An 18,334-nucleotide genomic window follows, 5' to 3' on the forward strand; every position below is an offset into this window, starting at 1 on the left:
CCGCCCTGATGCGATGATCAGGGTGCAGTGGGCCGAAGCTCGATCAGGTCGACATCCACGTCGCGTGGCAGGGTCAGGATGGCAACCAGCGCCTCGGCCATGGAGTGCGGGGAAATACCGGTCGTACCCGCAAGCCGGGCGTGCCCCGTCTCCGCAGCCACGCGGAAGAACTCGGCAGTTTTCTCCTCTGACCAGTGCCTGGCCAGTTCTCCGCCTGACACATAACCCGAGCGCAGGGTTGTGACGCGAATGAGATCCCTGCGGACTTCGGCGCGCAACCCGGTTGTAAACGCTTCGAGCCCCGCCTTGGTTGCCGCATATATGCTTTGCGACGGCCAAGGCAGCTTTACCGCCTCGGAAGAGATGTTGATGATATCCGCCCGTCCGGATCGGCGCAGCAGCGGCAAAGCCGACCGACACATGTAGATAGGGCCCATCAGGTTGATTCCGACCTCGCTCTGAACGTCTTCGTCGCTGACCTCATCGATCTTGCTTATCAACGATACGCCGGCGTTGTTGACGAGTATATCCAGTCCTCCGAAAACGCGTTCCACGGTTGCGAATGCGGCGCGGACCGATTCGGGATCCGATACATCACAAGCGACAGGAAGTGCGCGGTCGCCAAGGATCGCTGCGGCTTCGTCGAGTTTGTCCGATGGCCTGGCAAACAGCGCAACTGTCGCGCCTTCAGAGACAAGTGCTTCAGCAAACCTGCGGCCCATGCCTCTGGAAGCCCCGGTTATCGCCGCAAAACGCCCATCAAGCTTGCCCATCCCGGTAACTCCCGTTTGATTGTCAAAATGCCGGTCTTGCTGCGTTGCCCCCCCTCCTGACGGCGAGAAGACGAAGACGACCGGTACACAAAGCAGGTCATAGCTGCGCGATTTCCACGCGGCGCTCCCGTTGGCCGCGGGAGCGCTTTTCATATAAACTGTATAACTAGGTTGCCCATATAGTGTCTAGCGATTATAGCTACTCAAAGATGGTTGGCACCTACCTGACTCGAAGCGGGACAGAGTGGCCAGAAGCCGAGGAGCGGGTGTGGAGCGGTTCGATTATGTCATCGTCGGAGCAGGCTCGTCGGGGTGCGTCCTAGCGAACCGTCTGTCGAAAGATTCAGCGAAGTCGGTGTTGCTCATCGAGGCCGGGCCGGCTGACAACACGTTCCTGATCTCGATGCCGCGCGGCATCGGCAAGCTGCATAATCCCAAGTATCCCCATGTGAAGTTCTACCAGGCGAGCCGGGGTGGCAACCGTGCAAACGAAGTCTGGTACAAAGGCTCGACGATCGGCGGGTCCAGCTCGATCAATGGCATGGTGTACGTGCGCGGCGCACCTCTGGACTATGACAGCTGGAAGGCTGCGGGCTGCACCGAATGGGGCTGGGACAACATCGGTCGATGCTACACTGAGCTCGAAGATCACGAACTCGGTGCAGACGAAGTCGCCGTACGTGGTGCCGGTGGACCGCTCAAGGTCAGCGTCCATGCGGTCAAAAGTCCCCTGACCGAGGCCCTCATGGAGGCAGGTGTACAGTTCGGCATCCAACGCACGGACGACGTCAACAGCGTCAATGTCGTGCGCGACGGGGGGATCGGATACAATTGCCAGACCACGCACAAGGGCCAGCGGTTCAGTGCGGCGCGGGCTTTCCTCGATCCGGTGAAGAACCGGGCCAACCTGAAGATCGTCACCGGCACAGCCGTTCGTCGGATCGTCTTTGATGGCAACCGCGCCGTCGGGCTTGAAGTGCGCGATGCCAGCGGCGACCGCACCATCAATGTTGATGGCGAAATCATTCTGTCGGCCGGCGCAATCGAAAGCCCCAAGCTGCTTCAGCTATCCGGTATCGGGCCGAAGGGCCTGCTGGAAGGCTTTGGCATCCCCGTCCTGGTGGATTCTCCGGATGTGGGCCGCAACTTGCGCGAACACAGAGTATTCGCCATGCGCTACAGGCTCCGTGGCCGGGGCAGCAACAACCGTGATCTGCGGGGCGGCGGACTGATAAGGTCGGTCCTCAATTACTTCGTGTTTCGCAAGGGGGCGCTCACCCACACAGCGCACGAGGCCGTGGCCTTCCTCAAATCACGGCGGGATCTTGATCACGCCGACGTTCAGGTCGGCTTCGGGCTCTTCACCATGTCGATGGGCAAGGCGGGATACGAGATCGAGCGTGAGCCGGGGCTTACCGTCTTCGCCTACTTTACCCGTCCAGAAAGTCAGGGAACGATCCGGCTTGCCTCGGCTGATCCGGCAGAAGCGCCGATGATCGACGCAAACTATTTCGATGCGGCAATCGACCGTGAACGTGGCATCGACATGGTCCGGCGCGTGCGGGAACTGATGAACCAGCCAGCGCTGAAGCCATACGTCGTCGGCGAAGTGACACCAGGCGCGGCGGTCCAGACCGACGAGGAAATCCTCGATGCGCTAATCGAACGGGGCGGGACAGCCTACCACGTTGCCGGGACGTGCCGGATGGGCGCCGACGAAGGCTCGGTGGTGGACGGAGAGCTCCGCGTGCGCGGAGTCCTGGGGTTGCGAGTCTGCGACACCTCGATTTTCCCGACGCTGGTGTCCGGCAACACGAACGGACCAGCGATGGTGGTCGCACAGCGCCTTTCCGAACTGATGGCTTGATTGGAAACGAACATGGAACTGAAAATCACGGTCGATCGCAGCAAGTGCAGTGGCCATGCCCGGTGTGCGATGAAGGGCCCCGATGTTTACGAGCTGGATGACGAGGGCTTCTGCATCTCGGACGGCAAAATCGTCACTGACGAAAGCCTGCGGACCCAGGTCATCCACGGCATGAAAGCGTGCCCCGAACGCGCAATCAGCGTGATCGAAGCATAGTCAAAAAATCCCTCACGGAAGGACAAGAAAAATGGTTGGAGGAGTGATTCAGACGCAGGACCGTCCGGTCCCGGATCACGTCGAACCCACCTACGTGGTGGATTGGGACTACCTGAAGGACCCCCGGTTGCAGATAGACCCGCATGGTCTTTATGCCAAATGGACCGCAGAAGCCCCCCACGAAGTGGTCTGGACGACGGCAAACGGCGGTCACTGGATGATCCTGTCTAACGAAGCGATCGTCGAGGCGCTGCAAACCCCTGAGCTGTTTTCGAGCAAGCACACCGGTATCCCGCCGCGCCCGGGCGCAGCGAAGCTGATCCCCGAAGAACTCGATCCACCCGAGCACACCAAGTACCGCAGCCAGCTCAACAAGCGGCTGGGACCAAAGATGATCAAATACTTCGACGGGCGTGCCCGGGCGATGGCCAATGAGCTGATTGACCGCGTCCAGGCAGCGGGCAAATGCGACCTGATGCAGGCGCTGACGATCCCGCTGCCGTGCTCGCTGTTCCTCGACATGGTCGGCCTGCCGTCGGAACGGACTGAGGAATTCGTGCAGTGGAAAGACGAACTTTTCCAGGGCTCGAACAATGAGATCCGCATCGGCGCGCAGCAGCGTATCAATGCTTACCTGGAAGAGGCGATCGCACTGAAGCGGAAGGATGGGGGCGCCGACGACCTGCTCGGCTACCTTGTCAACGAGGGTCGTATCGACGACGAGCCGATCACCCAGGCCGATCTCATGGCATATGCTTTCCTGTTCTTCATCGCCGGGCTGGATACGGTCACCGCGACGATGACCAATTGCTTCCACTACATCGCCACCCACCCGGGCGCGCAGGACAAACTCCTCGAAAATCGCTCGTTTCTGATCGATTTTCCCGAAGAAATCCTGCGTCGCTACAGCGTCGTGAACTCGGTGCGTACTGCGACACGCGATTTCGAATGGAGGGGCGTCCAGATCAAGGCGGAGGACCAGTTCGTCGCCGGGACAGCCTTCGCCAATGTAGACGGAAAGGAATTTCCCGACCCCCTCACGGTTGACTTTGAACGTGAGAATAACCGGCATATCGGGTTCGGGGCCGGACCGCACCGCTGCGCAGGTTCGCACCTCGCCCGGACGGAACTGGTTGCCGTGATGCAGGAGGTGCTGCCGCGCCTGCCGAACCTGCGCCTGCAGCCAGGCACTGATCTGAAGTATTATGCTGGCGGCCTGATCGGCCTGACCGAGCTTCCGGTCGAATGGGACGTCTGATACCCTGATCTACACGATAAGCGACAAGCCGCGCCGACCAACAGGTCGGTGCGGCTTTCGACTGTAGATTATCTGCCATCCTGATTTTTCAGCGCCGCGATGATCTCGTCCGCCCGACCGACAGAGGCCACGGCAGACAAGTTCATGCCGATCTGCATGGCATGGCTTTCCGCAGTCGCGCCGGCTGAACAGTCCTCGGCCAGCAAAGCCTGGTAGCCGAGCCCCACGGCCTCGATTGCGCTGCCGATCAGAGCCACATTGGTAGACACTCCTGACAGGACCACGGTATCGACGCGGTGCGCTCTCAATAGCGGCGCCAACCGGGTACCGGTAAACGCCGACATGCCATGATGACGCTCTTCAATGTAATCTTCGGGCTGAAAATCGATGCCATCGTGAAGCGCGGCATAGACCGAACCGCTGATGAGCCTGTTCTCGCGCAAAATGTGGTGGGCGAGATAACAGTTGTTATTCCAGCCCGCAAAGCCGGGCCGTGCCGATATGATGCAATGGACCACCGGGTATCCATGCGCCCGGAACTCGGCTGCCAAGCTGTTGATCTTTGGAACGATCGCACGCGCTTCAACTTGATCCACGAGCGGCCCCGCCGTGAACGCTGGATTGATTATTCCGTTTTGCATTTCGACCACCAGCAAAGCAGCCCGTTTGCCTGGTTCCAATCCCTTGAGTGCCATTCTTCTGATCCTTGAAAGTAAACTTATCTACCTTTCTAATGATTCGAACTGTTCGTCAAACCGGGATTCTGCCAGGCAACACGTGCCGTTGATCTTGCAGCTACCGGGATGTGGTTCAGCAGTTTACCTCGGCATTTCGCCAGATGTTGCCAGTTCAAGGGAGAACATGCATGAGCGCACCCAACACATTGGAGCAGTTGGTATCTCTGCGTCCGCTGGGCGGCGATTGCTTCGAAGCCCTACTGCCGGCCAACCCGCCGCCGCGCCTCTTCGGCGGCCAGCTTGTGGCACAGGCACTCGCAGCGACACTTGCCACGGTCAGGGACGACCGCCCGGCTCATTCCCTTCACGCACATTTCCTGCGCCCTTGCGATGGGCAGACAGCGATTCAGTACCATGTCGAAACCCTGCGCGAGAGCCGCACTTTCTCGACCCGCAGGGTTGCGGCTCTGCAGAACGGCAAGACCGCCCTGGTCGCCACTGTTTCATGTCAGGCGTCGGAGCCGGGATTGAACTTTGCACCGGCTATGCCGCAGGTCCCAGCCCCGGAAGGGTTGCGCACTGAACAACAAGTCCGCATCGACGAGTTAGCCGCAGGTCGCGATACCAAGTGGGTCCGGAGCCCCTTGTTTCCTCATCTTCACTACGATCTGCGACCCGTGCATCCGCGCAAGTTCGCAAGGCCGGAAAAGCAGTCGCCGAAGCAGGCATTCTGGTTCCGCCTCGACGAAAGTCCGCCGGCTACCGCCAAGGCGGGCCAAGCCATGCTCGCCTATCTCACGGATATCATGCTGCTCAGTACCACCCTGCTGCCTCATGGTGTTTTCTGGACAACGACCCCGATGCAGGAAGCAAGCCTCGACCATGCCGTCTGGTTTCATGCGCCGCCCCGGTTCGACGAGTGGATGCTATGGGATCTCAGCACAGAATGGACCGGAAGCGCCCGTGGCCTTGCGCGCGGACGCATTTTTGCGAACGACGGAACTTTGCTGGCAAGCGTCGCCCAGGAAGGGCTGATCCGCTTGGAGATACCCGAAGGTGAGAGTGGAGGGACTGTCACCAGAGACGAGATTGTTGACAGATAGGTCAAATGTAACGCATGCTGTGCGAGTGAGATTTCCGCCTGCACAGCGCAATTTGGCGGCGAAAGTTTGGCCAGAACTCGCATGACTTTCAGGAATCTGGCTAACCCACATAAGGCGAAGATCAATGATTGTGCTGCATGTCACCTTGGAATTCGCGCCCGAAGACGTCGATGCCTACAACACGGGCTTGGCCGAGCTTGCTGCACTGACGCATGCGGAAGAGGGATGCATCGAGTATGGATTTGCTCGAGACCTGCTCAATCCGAATCTGATTCAGGTCACCGAATGCTGGGAAAGCAAGGAAGCGCTCGAACTGCACAAGCAGACGGACCACTTTCGCAACTTCATCGCGAATATGCGGCCGCTGGTGCAAATGACCTTTCGCGGCTATCAGGCACAGGTTGACCAGTCGTTGATCGACCAGTCACTCGTGGGGCGGCCGTCCCCCGACCTCGCCGGAAGTGCCTGCGAAAGCTAGCACCAGCGCCGCGGACTACACCTCTTACGATCTACGAAACGGGGGGCGGGGGGCCGTCAGACCCGTCCGTTTACCGGCAGCAATGCTCCGGTTATCGCGGCGGCATCGTCCGAGAGCAGGAACGCGACGACCGTGGCAAGAGCCGACGGAGCGACCCAACGGTCGAATTGAGCGTCGGGCATATCTTCCCGGTTCCTTGCAGTGTCGATGATGCTCGGCAAGACGGCGTTTACGCGAACGCCGCTGTCCTTCAATTCCTCGGCAAGAGCTTCGGTAAGGCGTGCGACGCCGGCCTTCGACGCTGCGTAGGCGCCCATTCCCATTGCCGCCTTGGCAGAAGCCCCGGCGCCGATATTGACGATAGCCCCACCACGCCCCGAAAGTTCGCGTGCCACAGCCTGGCTCATCAACATGGCAGTGCGCACGTTGATCCGGTACATGGCATCCCAGCTGTCGACACTGCCATCGAGAACGGTTTCCCAGGTAAAACCGCCAGCAACGTTGACCAGTCCATCAAGAGGCCCGACCCGTTCGACCGATCGGGCGACCGCTCGCGCAGTGGCTGCGGGGTCGGTGATGTCCACTCCCGCCAGCGCCAAAACCGCTCCTTCGGCTTCTCCTTCAGGGGCGACATCGATGGCGACAACCTTTGCGCCGCGGTTTGACAGTTCCTTCACCACCGCTTGGCCCAAGGCGCCAAATGCGCCGGTCACCAGAATTACCTTGTCTTGCATGTCAGCGTCCCTCCCGTGCCGATGCTCAGATCGACCGCCCGATCACTTCCTTCATGATTTCGCTGGTGCCGCCAAAGATGCGGGTGACGCGCGCGTCCCGCCAAAGCTGGGCTACAAGGTATTCGTTCATGTAGCCCGCGCCGCCATGCAGCTGGAGCGCCACATCGCAAACGCGGCCCTGAAGTTCGGAGTGCCACAGCTTCGACGCCGAAGCCTCTGCCGTGGTCAGTTCGCCCGCAAGGTGACGCTTGATGGCCCAGTCGAGGTGCGCCCAGCCGACCTGCAGCTCCGTCTTGAGCTGTGCCAGCTGGAACCTGGTGTTCTGAAGATCGAACACGGTCTTGCCGAACGCCTTGCGTTCCTTGGTGAAGCTCACGGCCTCGTCGAAGGCGCGCTGCGCGGCCCCTTGGCAGGATACCGCTATCGACAGGCGTTCCTGCGGCAGTTGGGTCATGAGGTAGGAAAAGCCCTTGCCCTCCTCGCCCAGGCAGTTGGTAATGGGGACGCGAACGTCTTCGAAAAACAACTCCGACGTATCAGCCTGATGCTGCCCCACCTTGTCGAGGTTGCGGCCCCTTTGGTACCCGGGCGTGTCGGAATCGACGAGGATCAGCGAAATACCTTTCGCGCCCAGGTCAGGATCGGTCTTGGCAACCACGATACAAACGTCGGCGTTCTGGCCGTTCGTGATATAGGTCTTGGAGCCGTTGATGACGTAGTGGTTGCCGTCCTTCCGGGCGGTGGTGCGGATCGCCTGAAGGTCGGACCCGGTGCCCGGCTCTGTCATGGCGATAGCCGTGATCACCTCGCCGCTGACCATTCGCGGCAGATACTTGCGCTTGTGCTCTTCCGAGCCATAAGCCTCGATATAGTCGGCTACGATATCGCTCTGCAGCGTGATGCCCGCGACCGAGCCGGCGTAGGCCAGTTCTTCATCGACCACGCAGTTGTAGCCGAAGTCGAGGCCTAACCCGCCGTATTCCTCCTTCACGGTCGGACAAAGCAACCCTGCCTCTCCGCAGGCCAGCCAGAACTTGCGATCAACGATCCCCTCCTGCTCAAAGCGCGGCAGGTTGGGGATCAATTCCCGTTCGAACACCTTGCGCACGGTATCGCGAAACATCGCATGGTCTTCGTTGAAAGCAGTACGGGCGCTGAGATCGAGCATTGTCTTTCCTTGTAGACGTCAACGGCAGCATGGGCGCGACTGGCAGGCACCTCAGCGCTTGGCGCTGAGTTCCCAATGGCGAGCCATCATCTTGACGGCGCGCTCGGCAAGGTCTGCCGGAACCTGCGGATAGAAAGCGGGTCGCCCGCCACTCGGCAGGGCGATGACGGCAGTGCAGCGCACCGTTTCCTCGCCGCGCTGGTTCGTCATGCGCACAACCACATCGACAAGGCTCTGCCCGTTTTCCTCGCGCTTGCCAGTCACCTCGCCAGTGATTGTCTGCGTGTCGCCCATGTAGTTGAACTTGCGGATCTCGTCGTGCATGTGGACGACGATGCCATCATCACCGCACCAGTCAGTGAGGTAATGGTAGAGATAGTTCTCACGCATCACGCCATAATCGTAGGCCATCGGATTACCGATCGCCTGGGCCCACTTCGGATCCCAGTGAAGGCGTTGCGCCACGTCGGGAATGCCCTGCTCGTTCTTGACGTAGAACGCCGGAATCCGCTGGCGGTTCTTGTAGGCTATGCGCCCGACGCAGGGACGATAAGGGACAAAGCCATAGCCCCCCGAGTGGAAGCACATCACGTCCGTAACGGTAAGCGGACCCTTGGCCATGGCGCCGACACTGTCGCCCACCTGGACGGAGGCAAAATCACGCTTCGCGGCGCCCTGGACCTGCTCGGCGGCGTAGATCGCGTCGATCTTGGCGATGTCTTCGTCGGTGTAGGTGGCAGGCTCGATCCCGGCATACTTGCCTTTTTTGGCAGCAGTCTTGCGCTCGGTCAGCACCTGGAGGATCTTGTAGACTGCCACAACCTCGGCGCGCTGGTTTACCTTCACGTCGCGCAGTACCTGAATGACAGAGCGGCCGGAAAATTCCGAGGTCTTTACCTCGAGGCTGTCCTGACCACGGAAGCTGTAGAGTGTATCGCCAGGGTAAATCGGACGATACCAGTCCCAGGTCGATCCCGAGACGAAAACGTGCACGCCCTTGAACAGCGACTTGCGAAGGGCCTTGATGTCGTCCGGCGCCTTGTCGCCCTTCATCGGGGTGTTGATGATTCCGGCCATCATGCCCGGCGCGATAACACCGCCCCAGCGCGTCTGCGCAGCGTAAGCGGCGTCGCAGAACAAGGGATTGTCGTTGCCAGCGCCGTGGGCGAAGTTCCGGATGGTGTCGACCGTCGCCGTCTGGACGTACTCGGCTTCACGCGAAGCTTCGTCGTAGCCGGTTAGCTTCCTCGCTCGTTCGATGTCATCGTCCGTGATGGAGAAGTCGACTGCCTTCTTCCACTCATCGCTTTCCAGAATGTCAGCCATCGTCTCTCTCCACTCGGGGCGTACGCGTGTGCCCATACCCGACCTGCGACGATAGTCTACTAGGTAATACAGGTTGGCAAGCAGAACTGTTGCGGCAAACGGCAAAGCGCGCAGCGAGCGGCCCAGTGTAAGCCGAGAAAACGTCGTCACATCATATATTTAATAGCTGCATCACGAAGCCAGGCCTCCGAGGCAGAGAATCGGACACTTTGCCCGCAAGACCGTATCAAACCGATTTTTGTTTAAAACTAACGATTCGTCATTTATGATAGATTGCAGGAATCGAAAGGAACAATGCCATGGACATGAATGACATGATCCTCGTGAGTGTCGATGATCACAACATCGAGCCGCCAGAAGCCTTCATTCGCCACTATCCCGAGCGCGAAAAGGACCAAGCGCCGCGAATCATCGACAAGGATGGGAAGGAAGTGTGGGTCTGGAACGGGCAGATCTACCCCACGATCGGACTGAACGCCGTGGTCGGGCGACCGCGCAGTGAATACGGTGTCGAGCCGACCCGCTATGAGCAGCTTCGTCCCGGCACGTTCGATCCAAAGGCCCGCGTGGACGACATGAACGCCAACGGGGTGCTGGCCTCACTCAATTTTCCGACGTTCCCTTCCTTTGCAGGGGGCAATTTCATAAAGGCCGCGCAGACTGGCGCCGCCGAAGCGGCGCTGACGGCAGTTCGCGCCTACAACGACTGGCACTTGCAAGAATGGTGCGGCACCATTCCCGGACGGATGATTCCGCTGATCTTGCTGCCGTTGTGGGACATGCCGGAGACGCTGCGGGAAATGGACCGCATGGCAAAGCTTGGCGTCCACGCCGTCAGTTTCCCGGACAACCCTGCGATGGCTGGCCTGCCCAGCCTTCACAATGCCTATTGGGAACCATTCTGGAAAAAGTGCTGTGACCTGAAGATGGTCTTGAACTGCCATATCGGCACAGGCTCGCAAGCAATGCACGCGTCCGACGAAACGCCTATCGACGCCTGGATCACGACCATGCCGATGTCGATCTCCAACTCGGCGGCGGACTGGCTGTTCGCCAGCTTCTGGAAACGCTACCCGGACCTTCGGATGGCGCTATCTGAAGGCGGAATCGGCTGGATTCCCTATCTCCTCGAACGCGCGGACTTTACCTATGAGCACCACCGCGAGTGGACTTTTTCGAACTTTGGCGAGGAGCGTCCCAGCGACGTGTTCAAACGCCACATCATAACCTGCTTCATCGACGACCAGTTTGGCCTGAAGTCGCTCGACTACATGAACACCGACATGGTCTGCTACGAGGCTGACTATCCGCACTCCGACACCTTGTGGCCAAACTGCCCGGAATACCTTTGGGCTTCCCTGCACTGGCTCGAACCGGCTGTGATCGACAAGTTGACCCACCTCAACGCACTGCGCGAATACAGCTTCGATCCGTTCACGCTCCGAGGTGGACGAGAGAACTGCACGGTAAGCGCCCTACGCGAGGAAGGCCGGCACGTCGACGTAAGCCCGCGCGAGAATCTGGGCGGGCTCAAGACAGACTCGATGAACCTGATCGGCGAAGCGCGGCGACCGGTGACGTCCGGCGAGATCAAGGCAATGTTCGCCAGCGCCTGATCCCGACAAGAACCACAATCGATTCAGCGGGTATGAGGATGCAACAGCAGCCACATATCCGCTGCCCAATCAGGCTCCGGGCAGTGGGCCACGCGCAATCGCGCGCCCGGCCAGCAGGAAGTGCAGCGCTGCCCACAGGCCTGTCAGCGACAGGATCGCAATCGCGACCGCAAGTGAGTGCCTTCCACCGATCGTGTCGCTGAGTACGCCGGTGATAAAGGGTGAGAGCGCCGAGCCGAGCAGTGTGGCCCCAACCTGCATGGCGCCAAGCATGGTGCCTCTCATACGGCTCTCGACCTCGCCGATCATCGTCGTATAGCCCGCCGCAGTCCATGCGCTCGTGAACAGCCCGAAGCCCAATAGGCAACCGACAGCAACGACAGCTTGAGGCGAAAGTGCCCCCCCAATGGCAAGCGGTACGCTGCATGTCATGGCGATTGCAGGGATCAGAACACGCCGATGACGACCCCGCCGGGCAATTCTGTCGGCCAGAACCCCGGCAACGATCGCTCCGAGCGACTGGCTGACACCCATGGTGATGGCCCCTACTGTCCCGGCCTGCGCCAGTGTCAGTCCATGCTCGCGCATCAGGAGCGGCACCATCCACATCAACATGACGCTGACCGAAAACGAGGCGAGCAACATGGCAGCGAACAGATGCCGGATCGCTGGCATCCGCGAGAGGAAACGGAACGCCGCCAGGAGCGGCGGGGCATCATCACGTGCCGCGCCGGTGTCGCTGGTCCGCACAGGTTCGCCGACCGTCAGGTAAAGCATTACCCCGAGAATCAGCCCTGGCACGCCGGCGACGAAGAACGCAGCGCGCCAACCATATGCCGATGCCACCAAGCCGCCGATAAGGAAGCTGGCTGCATAGCCGACCGAAGTCCCGAGATAGAATATGCCGAGTGCCGTTGAACGCCGGCTTTCCGGAAAGTAATCAGCCAGCAGCGAAAGCGCGGTAGGCTGCCCGCCCGCTTCGGCCGCGCCCACACCCATGCGCGCCAGCAGCAGATCCCAGAACCCCCGTGCAAACCCGGCAAGAGCGGTCGTGCCGCTCCAGACGACAACGAGTATCGTAAGCAAACGCACGCGATTCACGCGATCTACGAGATACCCCAGCGGGAGTGCGGACAGGCCGTAGATCAGTCCGTACCCCAAACCGGTAATGACACCGATTCGGGAATCACTAAGTCCGAGCTCATGCTTCAGCGGTTCGATTACCACCGAGACAACGGCGCGATCAAGCGAATGACAGGCATAGATGACGGTGAGGATCAGCAAGGCGTACCATTGCCGCGCCGTGACGCGGGCGGCGGTCGGTGGTTCAAATGATCCGGCGGGCATTGGCAGACCTCGGTGCTTCATTCCCGCGAGCAACATGCACTACGGTGAACGATCTTGACCGCTCGGTGCAGGCTCGATCGCACCTGCACCAGCCTCTTCGTATTAACGAACCATCACCATGCCGCCATCGACTTGGAAAACCTGGCCCGTGACAAAGCGAGATCCCGGGCCGACGAGAAATCGCAGGACCGGCAGAAAGTCGTCTTCAACCGTGCCCAGCCTCCCGCCGAGCGGGATCAGTTGCTCCATTTGCCGATCGTGCGCGGCAAGTTGTTCGGCGGTCATCAACGACCGGGTCTGGTTGTACATCGGGGTCACTATGGCCGGGCAGATTGCGTTGACGGTAATACCATGACAACCCCATTCGCGGGCTACGACGCGGTTCCAGCTGAGGACCGCGCCTTTGCTGGCGGAGTAATGCGCTTTTCCCACCTGGCCCGAAACGCCAGCGCCCGAAGCAAAGTTCACGATGCGTCCGCCCCTGTCCTTCAGGTGGTGGAATGCCGCACGGTTGGTGAGGAAGGTGCCCCGTGTGTTGATCGCAAAGACCCGGTCCCATTCGGCCAGTGTGATGTCCGCAGCAGGCGCTCCGGGAGCAATGGCAGCGGCATGGACCAGCGCATCGAGTCCGCCGAGCCAAGCAACGGCGCGGCCAAAGACATCCGTCACCTGGTCTTCATCGCTCACATCGCAAGGGAAGAAGCTCACAAGATTGCCTGCCTGCTCGGCAAGGGCTTGTCCTGCGACATCAACGTCAAGCGAAGCGACCCGGGCACCGCGGGCAGAAAAGTCGGCCACGGCGCCTGCAGCCATTCCGCTCGCACCACCTGTGACAAGGACCCTCAATCCGGTGAGATCCTCGCTCACCAGATCCCTCCGTCCACTTTCAGCATGGCGCCGGTCGTATAGCTCGACGCCGGGCTGGCCAGGAAAAGTGCTGCAGTGACAATCTCATGCGGCTGCCCGGGCCGGCCGGCCGCATTGCGTGCGGTTTTGCGATCTTCAGGCGCCCAGCTTTTGGCGATATCGGTCAGAAAGGGTCCTGCCGAAAGCGTGTTCACCCGCACTGTGGGTCCGTACTCGTGTGCCATCGACAGTGTCATTGCGTTCAGTGCAGCCTTTGCCGAACCATAAGGCACGATCGCCGGCAACGGCATGGTCCCCCCGCTTGAGGAGACGTTGATGATTACCCCGCCCTCACCTTCGGACATCCGTCTTGCAACCTGCGAGGCCAGGCGGAACGGGCCTTTGAAATTGAGTCCGACTACCTTGTCGAAAAGGTCCTCGGTAACATCATGACTGGGCATCATGGGTCCCATGCCGGCATTGTTGACGAGAATGTCGATACGTCCGAATTCAGCATATGCCCGCTCGACCAATTCATCGAGTTCGGCCCACTTCGCGGCGTGGACCGCTACCGCAAGCGCACGGCGTCCAAGAGCACGGCATTCCTCGGCCACTGCCTCGCAATTGGCGAGCTTGCGGCTGGCAATGATCACGTCGGCGCCATGCTCGGCAAAGGCTTTCACCATTTCGTAGCCAAGACCACGACTGCCGCCGGTAACGAGCGCCACTTTGCCGGTGAGGTCGAAGAGCGGGTCGATCATCAGGCGGCCCCTGCTGCAACGAGTACATCGGCATGACGCCGACGGGCGGCGTCGCGACGGGTAACATTGTGATCGGTGGGAAACAGGCCCGGAGCAGGCTGCGCATCCTTGAGCGCAGACTTGGCGATCTGGATCCGATGAACCTCGGTTGGGCCGTCAGCAAGAGCCAGGCTGGGCACCAGCGCCCACATCCGCGCGAGCGGAGTTTCGTTCGACGCTCCGAGCGAGCCGTGGAGCTGGATCGCGCGCTGGACGATGTCGTGATAGACCTTGGCCATGGCCACCTTGCACATCGCGATATGCGTGCGCGCGGCGCCATGGGGCTCGTTGTCGATCATCCAGGCAGTCTTCAGGACCATGAGTCGAAACTGCTCCAGTTCGATGATCGAGTCCGCGATCATTCCTTGAACGAACTCATGTTCGGACAGCAGCCTGCCTTGCGTGCGGCGCGAAACCGCCCGTTCGACCATCATTTCGATCGCACGGCTGCACTGCCCGACTGTGCGCATGGCGTGGTGGATGCGGCCGCCGCCAAGACGGGCCTGGGCAACCTTGAAACCTTCGCCCGGCCCGCCCAGTATCGCATCCAGCGGGACTCGCACCTGCTCGTAGCGGATGTAGCCATGAGTTCCCCGGTCATCGTCAAACGGCTCGTCGAGCGTGCCGACGTTGCGCACGATGTTGATTCCCGGAGTGTCGGCCGGAACGACGAACATCGACATGCGATTGTAAGCTGATGCCCCGGGATCGGTCACAGCCATGACAATCAGAAACGAAGCCAGCCTGGCGTTGGACGAAAACCATTTCTCGCCGTCGATCACCCACTCGTCGCCGTCGCGCCAGGCCCGGCAGACGAACTCCTTGGGATCAGATCCCGCTTGTGGCTCGGTCATGGAGAAGCAGGAGACGATCTCGCCATCCATGAGCGGCTGCAGGTAGCGGGCCTTTTGCTGGTCGGTGCCGAACATGGCCAGAATCTCGGCATTGCCCGTATCGGGCGCAGCCGTTCCGAAAACCGTCGGCGCCCAGTACGATCGGCCGAGAATTTCGTTCATCAACCCCAGCTTGAGCTGTCCATAACCTGGCCCACCAAGGTGCTGACCAAGGTGGCAAGCCCACAGACCCTGTCGCTTGACCTCCTCCTGAAGCGGCCTGAGGATGGCTCGCGCCGTGGCATTGCCCGTGTCATACGGATCGCCGTTGTGGGGAAACAGCAAGTCCAGCGGCTCACATTCGTCCTTCACAAAGTGCTTCATCCAGTCAAGCTTGGCCTGGAATTCGGGTTCGGTGGAAAAGCCCCACATAGTACAGCTCCGTGTCTAGCGGTGCTCTTCGCGCCGCAGATTTGCTTCGAGGGTTTCGCGGATCACATGCAACGCATAGGTTGCCTGCCCGAGGGTCTGGGCATCGAGCCCCGCAGTCAGTTCAGCCGCTCGTGAAAGTCCGGCCAGATCAAGCTCAGCCTTGAGATCAATGCCCGCAACAGTTGCGACAAGACGATGCGCCCGCTTGTGATCAGGGTTCGATACGGGCTCGATCAGGCCGCGCTCGGCCAACGAATTGGCTGCTCGCTGGATCACTTGTCGCGCGTGGCCAAGGCTCCGCCCGATCTGTGGCACGGTAGGCGGCGAGGTAGCGCCGGTGACCGCGTTGAGCACCACGGTCTCCAGCTCACTTAGTTGGGATTGGCCTTCGACCGGTTGGAATGCCGACTGAATGCGCCCGCGAAGACGCGCGAACTCGTCCAGAAAGCGGACAAACGAAACGGCCAGTTCACTCATAGCCGTTGCGGTTCGCGTTCAGCGCGGCGCGCAATGCGCTCGGCTTCGGTGAACATCGCCAGCACCATTGGACCGAAGAAGTTTCCGGCCCAGTCCGATTTTATCCCTGCCATTACTTCTGCCACCTTGTACTCCAGTATGCACCCACCCTTGAACAGTGCCAGGACCAGGTAGTAATCGAGGTGAGCGATCGAACGCCCGGTGCCAGCAGCATAGTAGCGCGCCAGATCCTGCCGTGTCGGGAAGTCGCCCGGATCAAAAGTCCCATGTGGCGGAGTTCGGTGTGGCTCGCGTTCGTCGCGCAGCGCATTGGCGAACCAGGCGAAGTCCAGCATGGGGTCACCGATTGTCGAGAGTTCCCAGTCGATCAACGCCTTAACGCGGCACGGCGCATCATGAGAGAACAGTGCATTGGGTGTTCCCACGTCGCCATGCATGATCCCGGGAGGACCGGCTTCGGGTGTGTTGGCAGCCAACCAGTCCCGCACGTAGTCGTAGCCCGGCAGCGCCCGCCCTGCATAACCATAGAGCGATTTGTAGCTGGCAAGCTGGCTTGACCAACGCTCGACCTGCCGACCAAGGAAGTTTTCCGGCTTGCCGAAGCCATCAAGACCCACAGCTTTGTAATCAACTCTAGCCAAGGCAATCAGTGCATCGGTGAGCGCAAAAGGCACACCGTAACGCCACGGCGCCTTGTCGAAAGGCGCAGGATAGACGGTGTCCACATCGGTCAGCTGGGCTGCCCAACCGTCGACCCGCTCCATCACGTAAAACGGCGCGCCGATTACGCTGTAGTCATCGCAGCGGGCATACAGACGTGGGTGAGGAACATCAGTAGCGTTCAGCGCGGCGAGGACTCGTGCTTCACGCTGGATGGACCCGCTGCTTCCCGGCGGTGGTACGGCCGATGGACGACGCAATACTGCGGCAGGACCGCCCCGGTCGAGTCCGAGAATGATATTGCTTGTGCCGCCGCTGATGACCTCGACACGCAGAGACCCGCCACCAAGCTGGGGCACGGATGCGTCAAGCCATTCGGAAAGCTTCCCGGCATCTTCGAGGTTTTCCATGAAACTTGGCGAAAGACTCACACGCGCTCCCAATGTTTGGAACTAATGTGTCAAGTTGGACTATGTGTGTCAATATGGCTTGAGCGCAACTGTGGGAAGTTTCGGCAAACAACGATCAGGCTGTCGGTGAGGTGGAGGGGATTTCGCGGGCGCCCCACTTGCCAAACGCCAGCGGCCGCGCGATGACAAGAATCGCGAGCGCAGAGAGACAGAAGCCGCCTGCAAGCCGATCTGCCGCTGGGAATTATGGAAGGCAGATGGTCGCGTTTGTGATCAGGCTTCGAAGACGTCCACAAGCTTGCCTTCGTCTGCCTGGGCAAGCCAAGCCTTGTTGGCATTCAGGATGTGCAGACGCCAATGGGCCTCTGCACCAGCAGCGTTACCGTTTTCGATCAGATTGACGAGCGCATTGAACGAACGCAGCCCTGCTTCGCCCATCTTCCGCTGATCTTGGGAAGACATCAGTTCCTGCGAAACGAACCGTACCTGGTGGCTTGCCAGCACGTCTTGCAGCATATCGCTAACAAAAAGCAGAGTGCGGTTCCCGCTCAATTCTATCAGCAGGCGGTGGAAACTGGCCACTCCGATCATGAAGCTGACAAAATCCTCCTGGTCGATGAAGCCATGCAAACGACTGATTTCATTTCGCAATCGCTCGACCGCGCCTTCTGGACGCAACTGGCTCAACCGTGCGGCGACATGAGGCTCGAAGGCCAGCCGGGCCTCATAGACGTCACTTATCCGTGTGCCGTTGGACTGAAGGACAAAACCGGCGTAGCGAGACACCGCATCTACCTTGGGACTGTGCACGCGGGCGCCAGTCCGTGAGCCACGAACCACGCTGATGAAGCCCTCGGCTTCCAAAATGCGGAACGCTTCGCGCAAAGTTGGCCGCGAGATGCCGAGACTCGCTATAAGCTGGCCCTCGGGCGGAAGAAAATCGCCCTCGTTCAGTTCGCCGGTCACAATTCGGCGGCGGATATGATCAGCAACCAGTTCGGCTGTCTTGGGTACGCGGACCGGTTTCGACAACTTAGTGTTCAATTTTGCCTGCCCATCGCTTGTTGTTCGCACAACAGTTACACTTATGTCACTATCATTCGAGCTCGCACCCGGCAAGCTTCATGGTACGCCAGTTCGCTGTATAGCGCACATCCGGGTCGCTTAAAAAGCCAAACAAGGCGCTACACGGCGCACTTCATGTTCGCAAAGGTCACCAAGGCGTGCTTCTAAGCATTCCGAACCTTCGGGCAATATCTGCTGCATGGGCAGCCAGGCTGGTTCCAGTATGATCCACGCCCTGCTATTCGCTG

Annotated in this window: 18 protein-coding genes; 6 read left to right on the plus strand and 12 right to left on the minus strand. The window is 60.1% G+C overall.

Annotated elements, in window-relative coordinates:
* Nucleotides 1-17 precede the first annotated feature (17 nt).
* Nucleotides 18-926: an SDR family oxidoreductase gene (locus tag GGQ88_RS10925; protein WP_343057175.1), complete on the minus strand. Its 909-nt coding sequence runs from the start codon at nucleotides 924-926 to the stop codon at nucleotides 18-20.
* Between the two features lie 115 nt (nucleotides 927-1,041).
* Here GGQ88_RS10925 and GGQ88_RS21650 point away from each other — a divergent pair, with 115 nt between their 5' ends.
* Genes GGQ88_RS21650 through GGQ88_RS10940 form a run of 3 tightly spaced genes read left to right on the plus strand, consistent with a single transcriptional unit; the run spans nucleotide 1,042 to nucleotide 4,114 of the window.
* Nucleotides 1,042-2,640 carry a GMC family oxidoreductase N-terminal domain-containing protein gene (locus GGQ88_RS21650; RefSeq protein WP_183613189.1) on the plus strand — a complete coding sequence of 533 codons (1,599 nt, stop codon included), beginning with the start codon at nucleotides 1,042-1,044 and terminating at the stop codon, nucleotides 2,638-2,640.
* Nucleotides 2,641-2,652: 12 nt separating this feature from the next.
* Nucleotides 2,653-2,856, plus strand: coding sequence for a ferredoxin (locus GGQ88_RS10935; RefSeq protein ID WP_221214617.1), 204 nt, complete (start codon nucleotides 2,653-2,655; stop codon nucleotides 2,854-2,856).
* 31 nt (nucleotides 2,857-2,887) lie between these two features.
* Entirely contained in the window at nucleotides 2,888-4,114 is a 1,227-nt protein-coding gene (locus GGQ88_RS10940; protein WP_183613190.1) for a cytochrome P450, read from the plus strand.
* A 68-nt stretch (nucleotides 4,115-4,182) separates the two neighbouring features.
* Here GGQ88_RS10940 and GGQ88_RS10945 read toward each other — a convergent pair whose 3' ends face one another.
* A complete protein-coding gene (locus GGQ88_RS10945; RefSeq protein WP_183613191.1) occupies nucleotides 4,183-4,809 on the minus strand; it encodes a cysteine hydrolase family protein in 627 nt (208 codons plus the stop codon).
* A 110-nt stretch (nucleotides 4,810-4,919) separates the two neighbouring features.
* Between GGQ88_RS10945 and GGQ88_RS10950 the strand changes: the two genes are divergently transcribed.
* Entirely contained in the window at nucleotides 4,920-5,894 is a 975-nt protein-coding gene (locus tag GGQ88_RS10950; protein ID WP_183613192.1) for an acyl-CoA thioesterase domain-containing protein, read from the plus strand.
* Between the two features lie 124 nt (nucleotides 5,895-6,018).
* Nucleotides 6,019-6,372, plus strand: a complete 354-nt coding sequence (locus tag GGQ88_RS10955) for a putative quinol monooxygenase (protein ID WP_281372448.1) — start codon at nucleotides 6,019-6,021, stop codon at nucleotides 6,370-6,372.
* Between the two features lie 56 nt (nucleotides 6,373-6,428).
* Here the strand turns inward: GGQ88_RS10955 and GGQ88_RS10960 are convergent, their stop codons facing one another.
* The 3 genes from GGQ88_RS10960 to GGQ88_RS10970 are packed head-to-tail and all read right to left on the minus strand — an operon-like array spanning nucleotide 6,429 to nucleotide 9,600.
* Nucleotides 6,429-7,106 carry an SDR family NAD(P)-dependent oxidoreductase gene (locus GGQ88_RS10960; RefSeq protein ID WP_183613194.1) on the minus strand — a complete coding sequence of 226 codons (678 nt, stop codon included), beginning with the start codon at nucleotides 7,104-7,106 and terminating at the stop codon, nucleotides 6,429-6,431.
* A 25-nt stretch (nucleotides 7,107-7,131) separates the two neighbouring features.
* Complete coding sequence (locus tag GGQ88_RS10965) at nucleotides 7,132-8,274, minus strand: acyl-CoA dehydrogenase family protein (RefSeq protein ID WP_183613195.1); 1,143 nt, start codon at nucleotides 8,272-8,274, stop codon at nucleotides 7,132-7,134.
* 51 nt (nucleotides 8,275-8,325) lie between these two features.
* Complete coding sequence (locus GGQ88_RS10970; protein ID WP_183613196.1) at nucleotides 8,326-9,600, minus strand: FAS1-like dehydratase domain-containing protein; 1,275 nt, start codon at nucleotides 9,598-9,600, stop codon at nucleotides 8,326-8,328.
* Nucleotides 9,601-9,899: 299 nt separating this feature from the next.
* On the opposite strand from GGQ88_RS10970, the gene GGQ88_RS10975 reads away from it, so the two are divergent.
* The gene (locus tag GGQ88_RS10975; protein ID WP_183613197.1) at nucleotides 9,900-11,216 is read left to right on the plus strand and encodes an amidohydrolase family protein; all 1,317 of its coding nucleotides are present in this window, start codon (nucleotides 9,900-9,902) and stop codon (nucleotides 11,214-11,216) included.
* 69 nt (nucleotides 11,217-11,285) lie between these two features.
* Here the strand turns inward: GGQ88_RS10975 and GGQ88_RS10980 are convergent, their stop codons facing one another.
* From GGQ88_RS10980 to GGQ88_RS11010, 7 genes are all read right to left on the minus strand, one after another.
* The gene (locus GGQ88_RS10980; RefSeq protein ID WP_183613198.1) at nucleotides 11,286-12,599 is read right to left on the minus strand and encodes a spinster family MFS transporter; all 1,314 of its coding nucleotides are present in this window, start codon (nucleotides 12,597-12,599) and stop codon (nucleotides 11,286-11,288) included.
* A gap of 66 nt (nucleotides 12,600-12,665) precedes the next feature.
* Complete coding sequence (locus GGQ88_RS10985) at nucleotides 12,666-13,430, minus strand: SDR family oxidoreductase (protein ID WP_183613199.1); 765 nt, start codon at nucleotides 13,428-13,430, stop codon at nucleotides 12,666-12,668.
* Nucleotides 13,427-14,170 carry an SDR family NAD(P)-dependent oxidoreductase gene (locus tag GGQ88_RS10990; protein ID WP_183613200.1) on the minus strand — a complete coding sequence of 248 codons (744 nt, stop codon included), beginning with the start codon at nucleotides 14,168-14,170 and terminating at the stop codon, nucleotides 13,427-13,429. Before GGQ88_RS10990 ends, GGQ88_RS10985 begins: the two co-directional genes overlap by 4 nt.
* On the minus strand, nucleotides 14,170-15,474 hold the full coding sequence (locus tag GGQ88_RS10995; RefSeq protein ID WP_183613201.1) for an acyl-CoA dehydrogenase family protein: 1,305 nt from the start codon (nucleotides 15,472-15,474) through the stop codon (nucleotides 14,170-14,172). The genes GGQ88_RS10990 and GGQ88_RS10995 overlap by 1 nt, the downstream gene beginning before the upstream one ends.
* Before the next feature lie 15 nt (nucleotides 15,475-15,489).
* Complete coding sequence (locus GGQ88_RS11000) at nucleotides 15,490-15,951, minus strand: MarR family winged helix-turn-helix transcriptional regulator (protein ID WP_183613202.1); 462 nt, start codon at nucleotides 15,949-15,951, stop codon at nucleotides 15,490-15,492.
* On the minus strand, nucleotides 15,948-17,021 hold the full coding sequence (locus GGQ88_RS11005) for a phosphotransferase family protein (RefSeq protein ID WP_183613203.1): 1,074 nt from the start codon (nucleotides 17,019-17,021) through the stop codon (nucleotides 15,948-15,950). The genes GGQ88_RS11000 and GGQ88_RS11005 overlap by 4 nt, the downstream gene beginning before the upstream one ends.
* A gap of 273 nt (nucleotides 17,022-17,294) precedes the next feature.
* The gene (locus GGQ88_RS11010) at nucleotides 17,295-18,065 is read right to left on the minus strand and encodes a FadR/GntR family transcriptional regulator (RefSeq protein ID WP_183613204.1); all 771 of its coding nucleotides are present in this window, start codon (nucleotides 18,063-18,065) and stop codon (nucleotides 17,295-17,297) included.
* Nucleotides 18,066-18,334: the final 269 nt, after the last annotated feature.

Source organism: Novosphingobium hassiacum (assembly GCF_014196055.1).
GTDB lineage: Bacteria > Pseudomonadota > Alphaproteobacteria > Sphingomonadales > Sphingomonadaceae > Novosphingobium > Novosphingobium hassiacum.